This window comes from Variovorax sp. 01T432 (assembly GCF_056398605.1).
In genome coordinates this window covers 1-17,406 of sequence record NZ_JBFTPS010000016.1, presented here as the reverse complement: position 1 = coordinate 17,406, position 17,406 = coordinate 1, and the positions used below count along the sequence as shown (strand labels likewise).

The following is a 17,406-nucleotide window of genomic DNA, read 5'->3' as shown; positions in this document are numbered from 1 at the left end:
GGTTGTCTTGCTACTATTGACCCATTCAGTCGCTATAGAGAAGAACCATGCAGGTCCTGCGTCTCACGCTGCGCCAGTTGCAGATCTTTGTCGCCGTGGCGCAAGCCGGCAGCACCACGGCCGCGGCCGAGGCGATCGCGCTCTCGCAGTCGGCGACCAGTTCGGCCATCAATGAACTGGAGCGGCTGCTGTCGCTGCGACTTTTCGACCGCGCGGGCAAGCGCCTGCTGCTCAACGACAACGGGCGCGCGCTGCTGCCGCGCGCCCGCGCCCTGCTCGACGGCGCGGGCGGCATCGAACAGATGGCGCGCGAAGGAGACTCGCAGGCGCACTCGCTGCTCATCGGCGCGAGCACCACCATCGGCAACTATGTGCTTCCCCGGCTCCTCGCGCGCTTCTTCGACGAGCGTGCCGCGTCGGCCACCACCGCCTGGCACTCGAAGGTCACGATCGGCAACACGGAGGCCATCTGCGACGCGGTGGCCGCCTTCGAGCTGGACATCGGCCTGATCGAAGGCCCATGCCATCAGGCCTCCCTGGCCGTCACGCCGTGGCTGCAGGACGAAATGGTGGTGGTCGCGTCGCCCGGCAACGCCATCGCGAGCACCGCTGCGGCACAGGCCGGCGGCGGGCGAATACCGCTCAAGGCCCTGCGCGAGGCCATCTGGCTGCTGCGGGAACCGGGCTCCGGCACGCGCGAGGCGACGGACCAGCTCCTGCTGCCGCATCTGGGCTCCTTCCGCCGCAGCATCGAGCTCGGCAGCTCCGAAGCGATCAAGCGCGCGGCGGCCGAAGGCCTGGGCATGGCGTGCATGTCGCAATGGGTGGTGGGCGACGCGATCGCGGCCGGGCAACTCTGGCAGGTGCCCACCACCCTGCCGCACATGCGGCGCCAGTGCAACATGGTGATTCATCGCGACAAGCAGCCGACCCAGGCATTGATGCGTTTCATCCAGGATGTCACCGCGGCCAGGCCGCAGGGTCGTTCGCGATAGCCGAGGGCCGCCGATTCGGCGCGGCCCGGGAGGCCCGCGGCCACGCGCCCGCACACCGGGCTCCGGGTCTCCGCGCCCGTCGAGGCACGGCTCTTGCATACAAGCGCCCGCAAGGAAGAACGCAAGGCCGCCGGCGCCGCGCCTTCCACCGACGATTCACCGACTGATCCAGGAGCCCTGTCATGAAGCTTTCCAATCGCCCCTTCGCGCTCGGCCTCGCCTGCGCCTGCCTGTTCGCCGCCGGCGGCGCGCAGGCCCAGAACGCGCTCGACAACGTGATGAAGGCCAAGACCATCAAGATCGCCGTGCCCACCGACTACCCGCCCTACGGCTCGGTGGACAAGAACATGACGCCCCAGGGCCTGGACGTCGAGATGGCGCAGCTGATCGCGAGCAAGCTGGGCGTCAAGGTGGACCTGGTCCCCGTGACCAGCGCCAACCGCATTCCCTACCTGCAGACCCGCAAGGCCGACCTCGTGATCTCCACGCTCGGCAAGAACGCCGAGCGCGAGAAGGTGATCGACTTCTCCGCCGCCTATGCGCCCTTCTTCCAGGCCGTGTATGCCGCCAGGACGATCAGCATCAAGAGCTTCGCCGACATGGGCGGCAAGAGCGTGGCCGTGACGCGCGGCGCGATGGAGGACCAGGAACTCGCCAAGGTCGCGCCCTCGAACGTCGACTACAAGCGCTTCGAGGACAACAACGCCACCATCGCCGCCTTCGTCGCGGGCCAGACGCAGACCATCGCGACCAGCGCGGCCGTCGCCGGCGACATGATGCAGAAGAACCCGCAGCTCGGCGCCGAATACAAGCTGCTGCTCAAGGACAGCCCCTGCTTCGTCGGCGTCCTCAAGGGCGAGGACAAGCTGAAGGCCAAGGTCAACGAGATCATCCTGGCCGCCAAGAAGGACGGCACGCTCGACGCCATGTCGAAGAAGTGGCTCGGCCGCCCCGCCGGCGACCTGCCGCTCTGAAGCGGCGGCCATGGGCATCGAGTTCGACTTCGGGGCGGTCCTGAGCCAATGGCCCCTGCTCGCCAGGGGTGTGCTCTGGACGCTGGGCCTCACGCTCGTCGCGACCCTCATCGGCATGGGGGTGGGCGTCGCCTGCGCCTGGGCGCGCGCCAGCGGGCCGGCCTGGCTGCGCTGGATCGTGGGCAGCTACGTGGAGCTGATCCGCAACACGCCCTTCATCGTGCAGCTGTTCTTCATCTTCTTCGGCCTGCCGGCGGCGGGCTTCAAGCTCTCGCCGGAGGTCGCGTCGATCATCGCGATGGTGATGAACCTGGGCGCCTATGCGACCGAGATCATCCGCGCCGGCATCGAGGCGACGCCGCGCGGCCAGATCGAGGCGGCCATGAGCCTGGCGCTGGACAAGGTGCAGGTCTTCACGCGCGTGGTGCTGCCGCCCGCGCTGAAGAAAGTGTGGCCCGCGATGGTGAGCCAGATCATCATCGTGATGCTGGGCTCGGCCGTGTGCAGCCAGATCTCCACCGAGGAACTGAGCTACGCCGCCAACCTGATCCAGAGCCGGAACTTCCGCGCCTTCGAGGCCTTCATCGTCGCGACGCTGATCTACCTCGCGCTGTCGGTGGGCGCGCGCAAGCTGCTCAACTGGGCAGGCCCGCGCTTCTTCTTCGGAAGGTAGGCAGGCCATGTCCGACTTCTCCCTCTGGGACATCCTGCGCAACCTGCTGATGGCGCTGCGCTGGACGGTCGTGCTGTCGCTGATCGCCTTCGTCGGCGGCGGCGCGGTGGGCGGGCTGCTGCTCTTCGCGCGGCTCGCGGGCGGGCGCCTCGCCGAGCGGCTGATCGGCCTCTACGTGCAGGTGTTCCAGGGCACGCCCTTGCTGATGCAGCTCTTCCTGGCCTACTTCGGCATCGCGCTCTTCGGCATCGACGTCTCGGCATGGACCGCGGCCTCGGTCGCGCTCACCCTCTACACCAGCGCCTTCCTCACCGAGATCTGGCGCGGCTGCGTGGCCTCCATTCCCAAGGGGCAATGGGAGGCATCGGCCAGCCTGGCCCTGAGCTTCGGCGAACAGATGCGCCACGTGATCCTGCCGCAGGCCACGCGCATCGCCGTCGCGCCGACCGTTGGTTTCCTGGTGCAGGTGATCAAGGGCACCGCGCTGGCCTCGGTGATCGGCTTCGTCGAACTCACCAAGGCGGGCAGCATGATCTCGAACGCGACCTTCAGGCCCTTCGTCGTCTTCAGCTGCGTCGCCCTGCTCTACTTCGTGCTGTGCTTCCCCGTGAGCCTGTACGCCAAGAACCTCGAAAGGAAGATCCATGGCGCTCGCCGCTGAAGCTGCCGCCCCCGCCGCCCCGGCGTCCGCGGCCCCGATCGTTCGCATCACCGCGCTGCGCAAGTCCTACGGCAGCAACGAGGTGCTCAAGGGCATCGACCTCGACGTCAGGCGCGGCGAGGTGATCGCCATCATCGGCAAGAGCGGCTCGGGCAAGAGCACGCTGCTGCGCTGCGTCAACGGGCTCGAGGCCTTCCAGGACGGCTCCCTCACGGTCAACGGCAAGCCGCTGCTGCACGAGAGCGCGATGGCGATGCGCGAACTGCGCCAGCAGGTGGGCATGATCTTCCAGAGCTTCAATCTCTTCCCGCACCTCACGGTCGGGCGCAACGTGATGCTCGCGCCCACGCTGGTCAAGAAGCGCGGCGCCCTGGAGGCCGCCTCGCAGGCGCGCAAGCTGCTCACGCGGGTGGGCCTGGCGGAGAAGTTCGACGCCATGCCCGACCAGCTGTCGGGCGGCCAGCAGCAGCGCGTGGCGATCGCGCGCGCGCTGGCGATGGAGCCCGCCGTGCTGCTGTGCGACGAGATCACGTCCGCGCTCGACCCCGAACTGGTGGGCGAGGTGCTGCGCGTGGTGGAGTCGCTGGCCGTCGAGGGCATGACCCTGCTGATGGTGACGCACGAGATGAGCTTCGCGCGCAAGGTCAGCGACCGCGTGATCTTCATGCACCAGGGGCGCGTGCACGAGATGGGGCCGCCGGCGGAGATCTTCGGCCATCCGCGCACGGCGGAGCTGAAACAGTTCCTTTCATCCTTGCACGACTGACACGACGCGCCGTCCGACGGGAGGAACCTCCCGCCTGTGGCAAGCTCCGAGCGGTATGCACGACCGCTCCCGCCAGTTCTCCCGCCGTTGGCTGCTGCGCGCCCTCCTGGGCGCGGCGGCCATGCCCGCGCCCTTCGCGGCGCTGGCCGGCTTCAACTTCTTCACCAGCGAGTACACCGCGACCCGCGATGAACTCCAGGCGCAGATCGCCAGGCACTTCCCGGTGCGGCAGCGCTATGCGGAGATCTTCACCGTCGGCCTGCGCGATCCGCAGCTGGGCCTGGACGAACGCACCAACCGGGCCTCGATCACGGCCCTGCTCTCGATCGCGAGTCCGCTGCTGCGGCCGTCGAGCGTGGAAGGCATCGTCACGGTCAGCAGCGCGCTGAAATACGATGCCGCCGCACGCGCGCTGCGGCTGGACCAGCCGACCGCCGAGCGCTTCGAGCTGCAAGGCGTGACCGGCCGCGACGCGCAGCAGCTGCAGCAGATCGGCGCCGCCGTCGCGCAGGAACTGCTGCGCGACCAGCCGCTGCGCACCTTCACCGCCGAAGAGCTCACCGTGGGCCGCAAGACCTATGTGATCGGCGACATCACGGTGCAGAAGGACGGCATCACGGTGCAACTCAAGTAACGGACAACCATCCCACCGGAGACTCCATGGATTCATCGTTGCGGGCGCGCTGCGCGCCCTGGCTGCTCGCGGCCATCGTGCTCGCGGGCTGCTCGACGCCCGGCGCCCAGCCCGCGCAAGGCTTCGACCTGGAGGCCCATCGCGGCGGCCGCGCGCTCGCGCCCGAGAACACGCTGGCTTCCTTCTCGAACGGCATCGGCATCGGCGTCACCACGCTGGAACTCGACATCGGGCTCTCGGCCGACGGCGTCGTCGTGATCTCGCACGACACGGTCCTGAACCCCGACCACACGCGCGACGCGTCCGGCGCCTTTCTCAAGGCCAGAGGCCCCTCGATCCGGTCGCTGACGCTGGCGCAGCTGCAGACCTACGACGTGGGCCGCATCGACCCGGCCACCAGCTACGGCAGGCAGTTCGCCCGCCAGGTGCCGCACGACGGCGAGCGCATCCCGACCCTGGCGGCGCTCTTCGGGCGCGTGCGCGAACTCGGCGCGACCGAGGTCCGCTTCAACATCGAGACCAAGGTCGATCCCTCCCGCCCGGACGAGACGGCGGCGCCGGAACCGATGGTGCGCGCGCTGCTCGCCGAGATCGACAAGGCCGGCATGGCGCGGCGCGTGACGATCCAGAGCTTCGACTGGCGCTCGCTCGCGCTCGTCGGCCAGCTCGCGCCGCAGCTGCCGCGCGCCTACCTCACGAGCGCGCGCACGCTCAAGGACAGCCGCTGGACCGCCGGCCTTCGCATGGAAGACTTCGGCTCCGCGCCACGGCTGGTGAAGGCCGCCGCGGGCGCTGCCAGGGCGCCGGTGATCTGGTCGCCGGCCTACAACGATCTCACGCAGGCCCAGGTGCAGGAAGCGCACGCGCTCGGCCTGCAGGTGCTGCCCTGGACGGTGAACCAGCGCGCCGACCTGGCCCGGCTGATGGACTGGAAGGTGGACGGGATCATCACCGACGACCCGCTGCCGCTGCGCGAACTGATGCACGAGCGCGGCCTGGCCCCGCCCACCCCGGGCCGCTGAGCCGAGCGGGGCGCTCAGACGTGGCGCGAGGCCCTGGTGCGCCGCGCGCCCGCGGCCGGCTGCCGGTCGGCGCGCGCATGCAGCGTCTCGATGATGTGGCAGTGCGCATCGGTGCCGTCGCAGCAGTCGCGCAGCGCGAGCAGGTCCTTCTCGAGCGAGCGCAATTCGCGCAGCCGCTCCCGCACATGGCCCAGGTGCGTGTCGAGCGCCACGCAGGCCGCGTCGCAATCGGCCTTGCTGCGCAGGTCGAGCGCCATCAGCGTGCGCACCTCGTCGAGCGACATGTCCATGGCGCGGCACAGCCGGATGAAGCGCAGGCGGTGCACGTCGGCATCGCTGTAGAGCCGGTAGCTGTTGTCGCCGCGCATCTGGGGCGCGATCAGGCCTTCCTTCTCGTAGTAGCGGATGTTGGCGGCGCTCACGCCGCTGCGGGTGGCGGCGTCGCCGATGCGGTAACCCTGCTCGCCGGGCGGCAATGCGTCTGCCATGGCTTGACCTTCAAGTGACTTCAACGTTTCCAATCGTGCCAGATTCCGGAGAAACCATGTCTGCGCACTGCCATCACGACCACGATCACGACCACGAACACCTTTCGGCCGCGGACACGCCGCGCTACCGGCGCATCCTGTGGATCGCCCTGGCGCTCAACGCGGCCATGTTCGCGGTCGAGATCGGCGCGGGCCTTCAGTCGGGCTCGGTGTCGCTGCTGGCCGACGCGATCGACTTCTTCGGCGACGCCGCGAACTATGGCGTGACCCTGGCGGTTCTCTCGATGGGCCTCGCATGGCGCTCCGGGGCGGCCGCGCTCAAGGGCGCCAGCATGCTGGGCTTCGGCCTCTTCGTGGCCGGCCGGACGATCTGGGCGGTCGCGCACGGCGTGCCGCCCGAGGCGCTCACCATGGGGGTGGTCGGCACGATCGCCCTGGCGGTGAATGTGCTGGTCGCCGTGATGCTCTACGCCTTCCGCGAAGGCGACGCCAACATGCGCAGCGTGTGGCTGTGTTCGCGCAACGACGCGATCGGCAACGTGGCCGTCATGCTCGCCGCCCTGGGCGTGTTCGGCACCCACAGCGCGTGGCCCGATCTCGCGGTGGCAGCGGGAATGGCGGCGCTGGCCATCAACGGCGGCTGGTCGGTCCTGCGGCGCGCACGCGCCGAACTGGGTCACCATCACGAGCAGAAGCACGGCGCCGGCCACGCCGCCGAAAGCAAGAGCCAAGGCTAGCGATCCGTCCGGGCGCGCAGATAATGCCGCTCGATGCCTGATCTTTCTTCTGCCTCCGACCCGCGCGCGGGATCCATCACCGACGTCGCCGGCATCGAAGTCGGCCACTTCAGCGACACCCGCCGCCCCACGGGCTGCACCGTGATCATTGCCCGCGAAGGCGCGGTGGCCGGCGTGGACGTGCGCGGCGCCGCGCCCGGCACGCGGGAAACCGATCTCCTCGCCCCCGGCAACTTCGTCCAGCAGGTGCACGCCGTCATGCTCGCGGGCGGCAGCGCCTGGGGCCTGGCGGCGGCCGACGGCGCGATGCGCTGGCTGGAAGAGCAGCAGGTGGGCCTCGACGTGCGCTTCGGCACGCTGCCCATCGTGCCGGCCGCCGTGCTCTTCGACCTGCCGGTGGGCGATGCGCGCATCCGCCCCGACGCCGCGGCGGGCTACGCGGCCTGCGAAGCGGCATCGACCGACGCGCCCGCCGAGGGCAACGTCGGCGCCGGCAGCGGCGCGCTGGTGGGCAAGCTCTTCGGCGTGCATCGGGCGATGAAAGGCGGCATCGGCAGCGCGTCGGTGACGGTCAACGGCGTGACGGTCGGCGCGCTGATCGCCTGCAATGCGCTGGGCGATGTGCTGGACCCGCACACCGCGCGGGTCGTGGCCGGCGCGCGCACCGAAGACGGCCGCGCGCTGCTCGACACGCGTCGCGCCCTGCTGTGCGGCGAGTTGCCCCAGCCGCTGCTGGCGGGCACCAACACCACGCTGGGCGTGGTCGCCACCGATGCCGTGCTCACCAAGGTGCAGGCCAACCGCCTGGCCACCGTCGCGCACGACGGCCTCGCCCGCGCGATCAATCCCGTGCACACCATGAGCGATGGCGACACCCTCTTCGCGCTCGCCACCGGCCGCGTGCCGCTGCAGGGCGACGCGCCCGGCATGACGGTGCTGGGCACGATGGCGGCCGAGGTGGTGGCCCTCGCGACCCTGCGCGCCGTGCGGGCGGCGCGCACGCTGCGCATCGGCGACAGCTTCTTTCCCTGCGCCGCCGACCTGGCATAGGAGCCGCTCCATGCCGCAAGCCATCCGCCTCATCCTCCTTGCCATCCGCGACCTGATCGCCTCGGCCGGGCCGGTGGTCTTCCTCGTCATCGGGCTGCTGGTCGCGGCCTACTGGTGGCTCGACCCGCAGCCGCCCAGGCACGTGACGCTGGCGACCGGACCGGCCGGCAGCGCCTACGCCGAATTCGGCAAGCGCTACGCCACCGCCCTCAAGGCCAACGGCATCGAAGTCGAACTCAAGGCGACGGACGGCTCCGACGACAACCTGCGGCTGCTGCGCGAGGGAGGCGTCGACGTGGGCTTCGTGCGCGGCGGCAGCGCCGACCCGGTGGCGGACGAGGCCGCCGGCCTGAGTTCGCTCGGCAGCCTGTTCTATGAGCCGCTCTGGATCTTCTACCGCGTCGACGCGGCACACAGGGTCGACCGCAAGACGGACCGCCTGGTCTCGCTCACGCAATTGAAGGACTTGCGCGTCAACGTCGACAAGCCCGGCAGCGGCGTGCCCGAGATCATGGACCGGATGTTCCGCGCCAACCACATGGAGCCGCAGTCGCTGCAGCTGTCGAACCTCGAACAGACGCCCGCCACCGAGGCGCTGCAGGGCGGCCTGCTGGACGCGATCGTGCTCGCCTCGGCGCCGCAGTCGCCGCTGGTGCAGCGGCTCCTGCGCGCGCCCGACATCCGGCTGATGGACTTCGGCCAGAGCGATGCCTACTCCCGGCGCTTCGCCTTCCTGCAGGCGGTGAGCCTGCCGTGCGGCGTGGTGGATCTCGCGGCCGACCTGCCGCCGGCCGATGTGTCGATGCTGGCGGCGACGACCTCCCTGCTGGCGCGCGAACAGACGCACCCCGCCCTGCGACAGCTCTTCGCGCAGGCCGCGCAGAGCATGCACAGCGACGCGGGCTGGTTCAACCACGCGCGCGATTTTCCGAACACCCGCACCAGCGAGTTGCCGGTGAGCCCCGAAGGCGACCGCGCCATCAACGGCACGCCGCCCTTCTGGCAGCGCTACCTGCCCTTCTGGGCCAGCAACCTGGTGGAACGCATGTGGCTGGTGCTGGGCGGCTTGCTGGTGCTGATGCTGCCGCTGAGCCGGGTGGTGCCGCCGCTCTACCAGTTCCGCGTGCGGCGGCGCGTGTTCCGCTGGTACGCGCGGCTGCGCGAGGTCGAGGCCAAGGTCGACGCCGGCCAGGGCGAGCGCGATGCGCTGGTGAAGGAACTTGACGAACTCGATCGCCGGGTCAACAAGGTGGCCGTGCCGCTGTCCTACGCCGAGGAGCTGTACGCGCTGCGCAACAACATCTATGCGGTGCGCAGGCGGCTGCTGGCCGGCAGGACCGCGACGCCGCCCACGGCGGCCTGAGCCGAGCCTGCCGCGGCCGGCCCTGGGCTGAGTCGATGCGCGCCTACCCGCGGATGAAGGAGGCCGCGACCATGATCACGGCCAGCATCACCGCCGCGCGAATGACGTAGACGCCGAACTTGGCGGCCACGGGGTCCTGGGGTTGCAGCTTTGCGTGTCCTGTATCCATGGTGCCTCCTGCCTGGTTCACTGGATGAGGCAAAGCATGGCACAGGCACACACGCATCGAATCCCCCAAAAGAGTGGGAAATCGGCCGCTGTTCGGGCCATCGACGCGCCTGCAGGCAGGCGCGGGCGCGCTTACTTGAGCGCCTTGAAGCGCATCCGATGCGGCTTCGCGCCTTCTTCGCCCAGGCGCTTCTTCTTGTCGGCTTCGTACTCCTGGTAGTTGCCGTTGAAGAAGGTCCACTGGCTGTCGCCCTCGGCCGCGAGGATGTGCGTCGCGATGCGGTCGAGGAACCAGCGGTCATGGCTGATCACCAGAACGGAGCCCGCGAACTCCAGCAAGGCGTCTTCCAGCGCGCGCAGCGTCTCGACGTCCAGGTCGTTCGAGGGCTCGTCCAGCATCAGGACATTGCCGCCGGCGATCAGGGTCTTGGCCAGGTGCAGGCGACCGCGTTCGCCACCCGACAGGGTGCCGACCTTCTTCTGCTGATCGGCGCCGTTGAAGTTGAAGCGCCCGGCATAGGCCCGGCTCGCCATCTGGAACTTGCCGACATTGATGATGTCGAGGCCGTTCGAGATGTCTTCCCACACCGTCTTCTCGTTGGCGAGCGCGTCGCGGTTCTGGTCGACGAAGGCCATCTTGACCGTCGAGCCCACCACCACCTCGCCGCTGTCGGGCTGCTCCTTGCCCGCGATCAGCTTGAAGAGCGTCGACTTGCCGGCGCCGTTCGGGCCGATGATGCCGACGATCGCGCCCGCGGGCACCTCGAAGCTCAGGTTGTCGATGAGCAGGCGGTCGCCGAAGGACTTGCTGACGTTCTTGAACTCGAACACCTGATTGCCCAGGCGATCGGCCACGGGAATGAAGATTTCCTGCGTTTCATTGCGCTTCTGGTATTCGAAGTCGCTCAGCTCCTCGAAACGGGCGAGGCGAGACTTGCTCTTGGCCTGGCGCGCCTTGGGGTTCTGGCGCGACCATTCGAGTTCCTTCTTCAGGGCCTTGGCGTGGGCTTCCTCGCTCTTCTGCTCCTGCGCCAGGCGCTCGCCCTTCTGCTCCAGCCAGGTGCTGTAGTTGCCCTTCCATGGAATGCCGCGGCCGCGGTCGAGTTCGAGGATCCACTCGGCGGCGTTGTCGAGGAAGTAGCGGTCATGGGTGATGGCGACCACGGTGCCCGGGAAGCGCTGCAGGAACACTTCGAGCCATTCCACCGACTCGGCGTCCAGGTGGTTGGTCGGCTCGTCGAGCAGCAGCATGTCGGGCTTGCTCAGCAGCAGGCGGCACAGCGCGACGCGGCGCTTCTCGCCGCCGGAGAGCACGCCGATGTTGGCGTCCCACGGCGGCAGGCGCAGCGCGTCGGCGGCGATCTCGAGCTGGTGCTCGGAATCGGTGCCGGCGGTGGCGATGATGGCTTCGAGTTCGGCCTGCTCGGCGGCGAGCGCGTCGAAGTCGGCGTCTTCCGCGCCGTAGGCCACGTACACCTCTTCAAGGCGCGCCTTGGCGGCGTAGACCGCGCCCATCGCCTCTTCCACCGACTGGCGCACGGTGTGGTCGGGGTTGAGCTTGGGCTCCTGCTCCAGGTAGCCGATGGTCAGCCCGGGCATCGGCAGGGCTTCGCCTTCGATCTCCTTGTCGATGCCGGCCATGATCTTCAGCAGCGAGGATTTGCCCGAGCCGTTGAGGCCGAGCACGCCGATCTTGGCGCCCGGGAAGAATGAAAGCGAAATGTCCTTCAAGATCTGCCGTTTGGGCGGCACGGTCTTGCTGACCTTGTTCATGGTGTAGACGTACTGGGCCATGTCTATCTCGGTTCGGTGAGTGGGACTGCTAGGAATGGTCGGCATCCCCTGCCATCGACCTCGCGCAAGTCCAGGTGGAAATCTGGCCGGGCTGGCTGGCCCGGAGCGCCGCATCGACTGGGGTATCCGTCTTGCACGAAAGGCGCTTGCCGCCGAAGCACCGGTGCCGACCAGGATCCCGCAAGTCTAACGCAGGCCTTCATCGCAAGTGGATCGGACCGCCCAAGGCCTGCTATATTGCCGCCCCAAAGAGGTAGCCGCTTGCTCAAAAGCGGTCGATCGATGTGCCGACATCACGGCGCGCGAATCGCTCATCAGGGAAGAAAACATGACGTCAACAGTTTTCGCGCGGCTGCCGCGGCACGATCCAGCACACCCGTCCGATCCAGGATGCACGGCTGCGGCGCGCTTGCGGCGGCGTCCGCCCCTCCGTACATCGATGCCCCGCGTCTGAGGCGGGCGCGCCATGCGTCTTTTTCGCGCGGAGGCGCTGGACGTGGGGGTTGCCACGTCCTACGGGCCCATAGTGCTAACGAGGAACTGGCCGAGCTGGGTGTTCGCGACGGCCGGTGCGCTGGTCGCGCTGGCCGTTTGCGGCTATCTGGTGCTCGGCAGCTACACCTAGCGCACCACCGCCTTCGGCCTGCTCGTGCCCGCGCAAGGCGTCATACGCATCTTCCCCGCGACCTCGGCTGTCATCACGCAGAGGCTCGTCGATGAGGGGCAGCACGTTCGAAAAGGCGATTTGCTGTTCGTGCTCTCCGACGAACGTCACGCCGCCGGAACGCAACAGAACGTCAGACTCTCCGACGCGGCGGCAGCGTCGCTGGCGCAGCGTCGCGCGAGCCTGCTGCGAGCCATCGAAGCGATGGGGGAGCTCGGGCAGCAGACCCGACAAGGACTGCGCGACCGCCTGGAGGCCTTGCAGGAACAGCGCCACCGCAATGAACAGGAGATCGAGCTCCATACGCGCCGCATCGAGGTCGCGACGCGGATGCTGGAGCGGCATCGGGCACTGGCGCGCGAGCGCTTCATCTCCGAAGTGGCTTTACAGGACAAGGAAGACCAGGTCGAAGCGCTGCGTGCGCAACTGCTCGCCGCGCAACGCGTCTGCCGCAACTCGCTCTGCACCGAAACCACGGTGGTCTTCAGTTCGGCCTTCAGTCCAACACAGCGCTCTTCGCCTGGGACCCGCGCGACGGCTTGCTCCAGATGTTCAAGGACGGCCCGGTTCCCGCCGAACGCTACACCGAGTCCTTCCTCGACATCGCAATGCAGCGCTCGAAAATCGTCAAGGACGTCTTTTACGACCTCCTGCGCGACGGCGCGACGCTGGTCTTGAATCGGCTGGAGACGAAGTCTGAAGCCGTCCATGACATCACGATGGAGATTGCGCGTTTCGTGGGAGAGAGAGCAGTCGCCAATGGCTATGTCGCCTTTGGCGGTAGTGGCACATTCGCCAAGCATTGGGACACGCATGACGTGTTCGCCGTACAGTTGATCGGTCGAAAGCGCTGGCGCGTTTTCGCTCCGACGTTCCCGCTTCCGCTGCCTCATCAAAAAAGCAAGGAACACAAGCACGAATGTCCGGCCGACCCCGTATTCAACGGATACCTCGAGGCCGGCGATGTTCTCTACATCCCGCGCGGCTGGTGGCATGAGGCCACTCCCCTCGAATCCCAAGAGACCCTCCATCTCGCCGTCGGCATCCATCCTTCCGCACGGCGCCTTCCACCGCGCGAACGACGAGCTGCTGACCCACGAGGCCAAGGCCCAATCGCACTTCCTCGAAAGCCTGCGTGCCATCCAGGCCATCAAGATCGCGGGCATCGAAGACCAGCGCAGCGCGCGCTGGTTGAACATGGTCGTGCAGGCCACCAACCGGCGCACAAGCACGCAGAAGATGCAGCTGGCCTTCGGCGCCGGCCATGGCCTCGTCTTCGGCATCGAGAGCATCGCCGTGCTGGGCCTGGGCGCGTCGATGGCCATCGGCGGCACGCTGACGGTGGGCATGCTGATGGCCTTCATCTCGTACAAGGACGAGTTCTCCTCGCGGATGCAGCGCTTCATCGACAACCTGATGGCGGTGCGGATGCTGCGCCTGCACGTCGAGCGTCTCTCGGACATCGTGCTGTTCGAGCCTGAGCAGCTGGGGGACGCGAGGCCGTATCCGCCCGACGCATCCGTCGGCCCGCGACCGACGATCACCCTCGACAAGGTCAGCTTCCGCTACGGCAGCGGAACGCCGTGGGTGCTGCGCCACATCCACATCGAGATCGGCGCCGGCGAGCACGTCGCGATCGTGGGCGCCACGGGCTGCGGCAAGACCACGCTCGCCAAGATCATCCTCGGGCTGCTCGAACCCACCGAAGGATGCGTGCGGGTCGACGGCGTGCCGCTGCGTCAGTTCGGCTTGAGCAACTGGCGCAGGCAGGTGGCCGCCGTCATGCAGGAGGACCAGCTGTTCTCCGCGAGCCTGCAGGAGAACATCGCCGGCTTCGACGAAACGGTCGACCCGGCGCGCGTCCGGCAAGCCGCCACGCTGGCGGCCATCCACGACGACGTGCTCGCGATGCCCATGGGCTATCACACGCTGAACGGCGACATGGGCAGCAGCCTTTCGGGCGGGCAGAAGCAGCGCATCCTGCTGGCCCGGGCGCTGCACCGCAACCCTCGCGTGCTGGTGCTCGACGAGGCGACCAGCCACCTCGATGTGGGCAAGGAACGACAAGTCAACGAGGCCATTCGCGGCCTGCCCATGACACGCATCACGATCGCGCACCGGCCCGAAACGATCGCGATGGCCGATCGCGTGGTCGATCTCACGGCCTCATCGGCGCAGGCGCAAAAGGCCTGAGCAAAGGCCTTGCGCAGCCCCTGAACGCAACTCGTGCGACAATGCACCTCGTTGCCGGGTCCAGTTGCCCGCGACACCGGCTCTCTGCCGGGGACGACGAAGGCCCCTCCCACCCAAGACGGGCCTTCAGGCTCCCACTCCTGACCTTCATTCGCCTCTACTGGCCCGACGTCCACATGACGCCTGGGCGGGCGGATACCACTGCGCCGTGTAGGGCGCTTGTTGAACTCAATGAACTTTGATGAACTGAAGCTGGCCCCGGCCATCTTGAAAGCCGTGCATGAGCAAGGCTACGAAACCCCCACCCCGATCCAGGCCCAGGCCATTCCGGCGGTGCTCGAAGGGCACGACCTGCTCGGCGGCGCCCAGACCGGCACCGGCAAGACCGCGGCCTTCACCCTCCCGATGCTGCACAAGCTCACCATGGCCCGCAGCGCCACCAACAAGTTCGGCGGCACCGGCATCCGTGCCCTGGTGCTAACCCCGACGCGCGAACTCGCGGCCCAGGTCGAGGAATCGATCCGCACCTACGGCAAGTACCTGCAGCTGAGCTCCACCGTGATCTTCGGCGGCGTCGGCATGAACCCGCAGATCAGCAAGCTCAAGAGCGGCGTCGACATCCTGGTCGCCACGCCCGGGCGCCTGCTCGACCTGCAGCAGCAAGGCATGCTCGACCTCTCGACCGTGCAGATGCTCGTGCTCGACGAAGCCGACCGCATGCTCGACATGGGCTTCATCCACGACGTGAAGAAGATCCTCGCGCTGGTGCCCAAGGAGAAGCAGAGCCTGCTGTTCTCGGCCACCTTCAGCGACGAGATCCGCGATCTCGCCGCCACGCTGCTGAAGAACCCGCAGAGCATCCAGGTCACGCCGCGCAACACCACGGTGCAGCGCATCTCGCAGGTGATCCACCCGGTCGGCCGCGGCAAGAAGAAGGCCCTGCTCGCGCACATCATCAACGAGCACAAGTGGAGCCAGGTGCTGGTGTTCACCCGCACCAAGTTCGGCGCCAACAGCGTGGCCGAGTTCCTCACCAAGAACGGCATCCAGGCGATGGCGCTGCACGGCAACAAGAGCCAGAGCGCCCGCACGCAGGCGCTGGCGGGCTTCAAGAGCGGCGACATCCGGGCGCTGGTCGCCACCGACATCGCGGCGCGCGGCATCGACATCGACGAACTGCCGCATGTCGTGAACTATGAAATCCCGAACGTCAGCGAAGACTACGTTCACCGCATCGGCCGCACCGGCCGCGCGGGCGCCACCGGCGAAGCGGTCAGCCTGGTGTGCCTGGACGAAGAAGGCTTCATGCAGGAGATCGAGCGCTTCACCAAGCAGCAGATCCCGGTCAAGATCGTCGAGGGCTTCGGCCCCGAGGAAGGCGAGCGCGCCGAGCCCATCGCCATGGGCCGCCAGACCATCTGGGGCGGCGCGGGCCGTCCGCCCAGCCGTGACGTGATGCAGGCGGCCGCCAAGGCGGCGCGGCAGGAAATGATGACGCGCATTCGCGACAACAAGGCCGGACAAGGCGAACGCAGTGGCGGCGGTGGCGGCAACGGCGGTGGCCAGCGTCGCGGCGGCGGTCAAGGTGCGCCGGCCGGCCGCAACGCCAATGGCGGCGGCGGTGGCGCCCAGGGCCCTCGCGGCCAGGGCGGACGCGGGCAAGGCCCCGCGCGCGGCCCGCAGGGACCGGCACGCGCGCCTCATCACGCGCCGCATATCGCGCATGCGCCGCATCATGCGCATGACGGCCATCTGCCGCACGAAGAGCGCCAACCGCGCCATCACGGCAACAGCCACAGCCCGACGCAAGCCGACGCGGTGGCGCATCTGCGCGCCGAAGCCCTGGCGGGTGCCGTTGCGGGCCAGCCCGATCCGTTGCGCACCAGTGTCGACAGCATGGGCGGCGGTCGCGGTCGTCGCGGCGGCGGCGGTGGCGGCTACGGCGGCAACCGCTCCGGCGGCGGCGGCGGTGGCGGCCGCTCCGGCGGTGGCGGCGGCTACGGCGGTGGCGGCGGTGGCGGTCGCTCGGGCGGCGGCTACGGCGGCGGCGGCGGCGGCCGTTCCTTCGGCCGCTGACCCGCGGCGCGGAGCCTGAAGGCTCCTCATCGCTCCCAACGACACCCCTCATCGAGGGGTGTTTTTTTTTGGGAGGCCGCCCCGAGCGGCCGCCGCCTCATTCGCGAGAACGCAAGGGTCCGGGACCGGCCAGCGGCCGATTTGCGAGGTGTTCCTGCGCTTGATCGCCCCATTGGAAAGAGCGCTTGCCCGATACATTGAATCGGAGCACGGACACGTGCGCCCGTTCATTCAATCGAGCCCCCGCTCTCGTCAAAGACAGGCCAATGGAACTCAAGAACCTCGGAGCATCCCTGCGATCGACCCCCCTTGCGCGCGCCCTCCGGCCGTCGGGGATCGTGGCGCCGGGTCGCCTCCAGTCGTCCTTCATCGCCCTGGCCGGCGGCGTCGGCATCTGGGGCGCCGGCGACTGGCGCTGGGGCCCCTGGGGCGCGCTCACCGCCGCCGCCCTCCTGCTCGCCGGCGTGCAGCTCGACCGCCGCCGTCTCCGGCAGCAGGCCGTCACCCGCGACGCCACGGCCAGCTTCGTCCTCGGCACCGATCAGCTCGGCCGCGACCTGCTGCCCGTATGGAGCGCGCACATCGAAAGCTCGCGCTCGCAGATGGAAGACGCCGTCGCCGCCCTGGCGCAGCGTTTCGCGGGCATCGTGGACCGGCTCGACCAGGCGCTCAAGGCCTCGACGCAGGATGGCGACCAGGGCGTGGCCGGCGTCTTCGAACAGAGCGGCGAATCGCTGCGCGGCGTGCTCGACTCGCTGCGCGCCGCGATGGCCAGCAACGGCGCGATGCACGTCGAGGTCCAGAGCCTGAGCCGCTTCGTGGACGAGCTGCAGCAGATGGCGGCCGAAGTCGCCAGCATCGCCGCCCAGACCAACCTGCTGGCCATCAATGCCCGCATCGAGGCCGCGCATGCCGGTGACAGCGGACGCAGCTTCGGCGTGCTGGCCCAGGAGGTGCGCAAGCTCGCCGCCATGTCCGGCGAGACCGGCAAGCGCATGAGCTGATATGGCTTGATCCTGTCAAGAGGGCGAGCCGCTCTCTCCGGGTGCCGGATTTCAGAATCTTTCGCGAATGCCGGATAGGGAACGCGGCGGAGCCGGGTGCGTGAGCGACGGTTGATCATGCTGMTATGCGTGGATTGGCTACCG

At 68.5% G+C, this 17,406-nt stretch carries 18 protein-coding genes and 1 pseudogene; 16 read left to right on the top strand and 3 right to left on the bottom strand.

Annotation, left to right across the window (positions count from 1 at the left end; all coding sequences use genetic code 11):
• Positions 1 to 47 precede the first annotated feature (47 nt).
• From AC1DNF_RS14385 to AC1DNF_RS14355, 7 genes are all read left to right on the top strand, one after another.
• A complete protein-coding gene (locus AC1DNF_RS14385) occupies positions 48 to 995 on the top strand; it encodes a LysR family transcriptional regulator (protein ID WP_478149282.1) in 948 nt (315 codons plus the stop codon).
• 182 nt (positions 996 to 1,177) lie between these two features.
• Complete coding sequence (locus AC1DNF_RS14380) at positions 1,178 to 1,969, top strand: transporter substrate-binding domain-containing protein (protein ID WP_478149281.1); 792 nt, start codon at positions 1,178 to 1,180, stop codon at positions 1,967 to 1,969.
• 10 nt (positions 1,970 to 1,979) lie between these two features.
• Entirely contained in the window at positions 1,980 to 2,642 is a 663-nt protein-coding gene (locus AC1DNF_RS14375) for an amino acid ABC transporter permease (RefSeq protein ID WP_478149280.1), read from the top strand.
• 7 nt (positions 2,643 to 2,649) lie between these two features.
• Entirely contained in the window at positions 2,650 to 3,303 is a 654-nt protein-coding gene (locus tag AC1DNF_RS14370) for an amino acid ABC transporter permease (RefSeq protein ID WP_478149279.1), read from the top strand.
• A complete protein-coding gene (locus AC1DNF_RS14365; protein WP_478149278.1) occupies positions 3,287 to 4,069 on the top strand; it encodes an amino acid ABC transporter ATP-binding protein in 783 nt (260 codons plus the stop codon). The genes AC1DNF_RS14370 and AC1DNF_RS14365 overlap by 17 nt, the downstream gene beginning before the upstream one ends.
• Before the next feature lie 55 nt (positions 4,070 to 4,124).
• Positions 4,125 to 4,703 (top strand): DUF1439 domain-containing protein, encoded by a 579-nt coding sequence (locus AC1DNF_RS14360; RefSeq protein WP_478149277.1) that lies wholly within the window; start codon positions 4,125 to 4,127, stop codon positions 4,701 to 4,703.
• Positions 4,704 to 4,729: 26 nt separating this feature from the next.
• A complete protein-coding gene (locus AC1DNF_RS14355; protein WP_478149276.1) occupies positions 4,730 to 5,725 on the top strand; it encodes a glycerophosphodiester phosphodiesterase in 996 nt (331 codons plus the stop codon).
• A gap of 14 nt (positions 5,726 to 5,739) precedes the next feature.
• Here the strand turns inward: AC1DNF_RS14355 and AC1DNF_RS14350 are convergent, their stop codons facing one another.
• On the bottom strand, positions 5,740 to 6,213 hold the full coding sequence (locus AC1DNF_RS14350) for a Cd(II)/Pb(II)-responsive transcriptional regulator (RefSeq protein ID WP_478149275.1): 474 nt from the start codon (positions 6,211 to 6,213) through the stop codon (positions 5,740 to 5,742).
• 56 nt (positions 6,214 to 6,269) lie between these two features.
• On the opposite strand from AC1DNF_RS14350, the gene AC1DNF_RS14345 reads away from it, so the two are divergent.
• The 3 genes from AC1DNF_RS14345 to AC1DNF_RS14335 are packed head-to-tail and all read left to right on the top strand — an operon-like array spanning position 6,270 to position 9,363.
• A complete protein-coding gene (locus AC1DNF_RS14345) occupies positions 6,270 to 6,950 on the top strand; it encodes a cation efflux transmembrane domain-containing protein (RefSeq protein WP_478149274.1) in 681 nt (226 codons plus the stop codon).
• 33 nt (positions 6,951 to 6,983) lie between these two features.
• A complete protein-coding gene (locus AC1DNF_RS14340) occupies positions 6,984 to 8,000 on the top strand; it encodes a P1 family peptidase (RefSeq protein ID WP_478149273.1) in 1,017 nt (338 codons plus the stop codon).
• A 10-nt stretch (positions 8,001 to 8,010) separates the two neighbouring features.
• Positions 8,011 to 9,363: a TAXI family TRAP transporter solute-binding subunit gene (locus tag AC1DNF_RS14335; RefSeq protein ID WP_478149272.1), complete on the top strand. Its 1,353-nt coding sequence runs from the start codon at positions 8,011 to 8,013 to the stop codon at positions 9,361 to 9,363.
• Positions 9,364 to 9,406: 43 nt separating this feature from the next.
• Here AC1DNF_RS14335 and AC1DNF_RS14330 read toward each other — a convergent pair whose 3' ends face one another.
• Both AC1DNF_RS14330 and ettA read right to left on the bottom strand, forming a co-directional pair.
• The gene (locus tag AC1DNF_RS14330) at positions 9,407 to 9,532 is read right to left on the bottom strand and encodes a hypothetical protein (protein WP_478149271.1); all 126 of its coding nucleotides are present in this window, start codon (positions 9,530 to 9,532) and stop codon (positions 9,407 to 9,409) included.
• A 131-nt stretch (positions 9,533 to 9,663) separates the two neighbouring features.
• On the bottom strand, positions 9,664 to 11,325 hold the full coding sequence (gene ettA / locus AC1DNF_RS14325; RefSeq protein WP_478149270.1) for an energy-dependent translational throttle protein EttA: 1,662 nt from the start codon (positions 11,323 to 11,325) through the stop codon (positions 9,664 to 9,666).
• Between the two features lie 466 nt (positions 11,326 to 11,791).
• Between ettA and AC1DNF_RS14320 the strand changes: the two genes are divergently transcribed.
• From AC1DNF_RS14320 to AC1DNF_RS14295, 6 genes and pseudogenes are all read left to right on the top strand, one after another.
• Positions 11,792 to 11,950: a hypothetical protein gene (locus AC1DNF_RS14320; RefSeq protein WP_478149269.1), complete on the top strand. Its 159-nt coding sequence runs from the start codon at positions 11,792 to 11,794 to the stop codon at positions 11,948 to 11,950.
• Positions 11,951 to 11,974: 24 nt separating this feature from the next.
• Complete coding sequence (locus AC1DNF_RS14315) at positions 11,975 to 12,667, top strand: HlyD family secretion protein (RefSeq protein ID WP_478149268.1); 693 nt, start codon at positions 11,975 to 11,977, stop codon at positions 12,665 to 12,667.
• A pseudogene (locus AC1DNF_RS14310) lies at positions 12,598 to 12,984 on the top strand (JmjC domain-containing protein); the annotation flags it as partial. The gene AC1DNF_RS14315 and the pseudogene AC1DNF_RS14310, both read left to right, overlap by 70 nt.
• On the top strand, positions 12,953 to 14,182 hold the full coding sequence (locus AC1DNF_RS14305; RefSeq protein ID WP_478149267.1) for a peptidase domain-containing ABC transporter: 1,230 nt from the start codon (positions 12,953 to 12,955) through the stop codon (positions 14,180 to 14,182). The pseudogene AC1DNF_RS14310 and the gene AC1DNF_RS14305, both read left to right, overlap by 32 nt.
• Positions 14,183 to 14,413: 231 nt before the next feature.
• Positions 14,414 to 16,258, top strand: a complete 1,845-nt coding sequence (locus tag AC1DNF_RS14300; RefSeq protein WP_478149266.1) for a DEAD/DEAH box helicase — start codon at positions 14,414 to 14,416, stop codon at positions 16,256 to 16,258.
• 266 nt (positions 16,259 to 16,524) lie between these two features.
• Positions 16,525 to 17,262 (top strand): methyl-accepting chemotaxis protein, encoded by a 738-nt coding sequence (locus AC1DNF_RS14295; protein ID WP_478149265.1) that lies wholly within the window; start codon positions 16,525 to 16,527, stop codon positions 17,260 to 17,262.
• Positions 17,263 to 17,406 lie beyond the last annotated feature (144 nt).

Excerpts from the sequence above, each read along its gene's own strand:
- AC1DNF_RS14375 (WP_478149280.1), top strand. The coding sequence starts at position 1,980 with ATGGGCATCGAGTTCGACTTCGGGGCGGTCCTGAGCCAATGGCCCCTG.
- AC1DNF_RS14330 (WP_478149271.1), bottom strand. The coding sequence starts at position 9,532 with ATGGATACAGGACACGCAAAGCTGCAACCCCAGGACCCCGTGGCCGCC.
- AC1DNF_RS14320 (WP_478149269.1), top strand. The coding sequence starts at position 11,792 with ATGCGTCTTTTTCGCGCGGAGGCGCTGGACGTGGGGGTTGCCACGTCC.
- AC1DNF_RS14355 (WP_478149276.1), top strand. The coding sequence starts at position 4,730 with ATGGATTCATCGTTGCGGGCGCGCTGCGCGCCCTGGCTGCTCGCGGCC.
- AC1DNF_RS14300 (WP_478149266.1), top strand. The coding sequence starts at position 14,414 with ATGAACTTTGATGAACTGAAGCTGGCCCCGGCCATCTTGAAAGCCGTG.
- ettA (WP_478149270.1), bottom strand. The coding sequence starts at position 11,325 with ATGGCCCAGTACGTCTACACCATGAACAAGGTCAGCAAGACCGTGCCG.
- AC1DNF_RS14305 (WP_478149267.1), top strand. The coding sequence starts at position 12,953 with ATGTTCTCTACATCCCGCGCGGCTGGTGGCATGAGGCCACTCCCCTCG.
- AC1DNF_RS14340 (WP_478149273.1), top strand. The coding sequence starts at position 6,984 with ATGCCTGATCTTTCTTCTGCCTCCGACCCGCGCGCGGGATCCATCACC.
- AC1DNF_RS14295 (WP_478149265.1), top strand. The coding sequence starts at position 16,525 with ATGGAACTCAAGAACCTCGGAGCATCCCTGCGATCGACCCCCCTTGCG.
- AC1DNF_RS14380 (WP_478149281.1), top strand. The coding sequence starts at position 1,178 with ATGAAGCTTTCCAATCGCCCCTTCGCGCTCGGCCTCGCCTGCGCCTGC.
- AC1DNF_RS14335 (WP_478149272.1), top strand. The coding sequence starts at position 8,011 with ATGCCGCAAGCCATCCGCCTCATCCTCCTTGCCATCCGCGACCTGATC.
- AC1DNF_RS14370 (WP_478149279.1), top strand. The coding sequence starts at position 2,650 with ATGTCCGACTTCTCCCTCTGGGACATCCTGCGCAACCTGCTGATGGCG.
- AC1DNF_RS14360 (WP_478149277.1), top strand. The coding sequence starts at position 4,125 with ATGCACGACCGCTCCCGCCAGTTCTCCCGCCGTTGGCTGCTGCGCGCC.
- AC1DNF_RS14365 (WP_478149278.1), top strand. The coding sequence starts at position 3,287 with ATGGCGCTCGCCGCTGAAGCTGCCGCCCCCGCCGCCCCGGCGTCCGCG.
- AC1DNF_RS14350 (WP_478149275.1), bottom strand. The coding sequence starts at position 6,213 with ATGGCAGACGCATTGCCGCCCGGCGAGCAGGGTTACCGCATCGGCGAC.
- AC1DNF_RS14385 (WP_478149282.1), top strand. The coding sequence starts at position 48 with ATGCAGGTCCTGCGTCTCACGCTGCGCCAGTTGCAGATCTTTGTCGCC.
- AC1DNF_RS14345 (WP_478149274.1), top strand. The coding sequence starts at position 6,270 with ATGTCTGCGCACTGCCATCACGACCACGATCACGACCACGAACACCTT.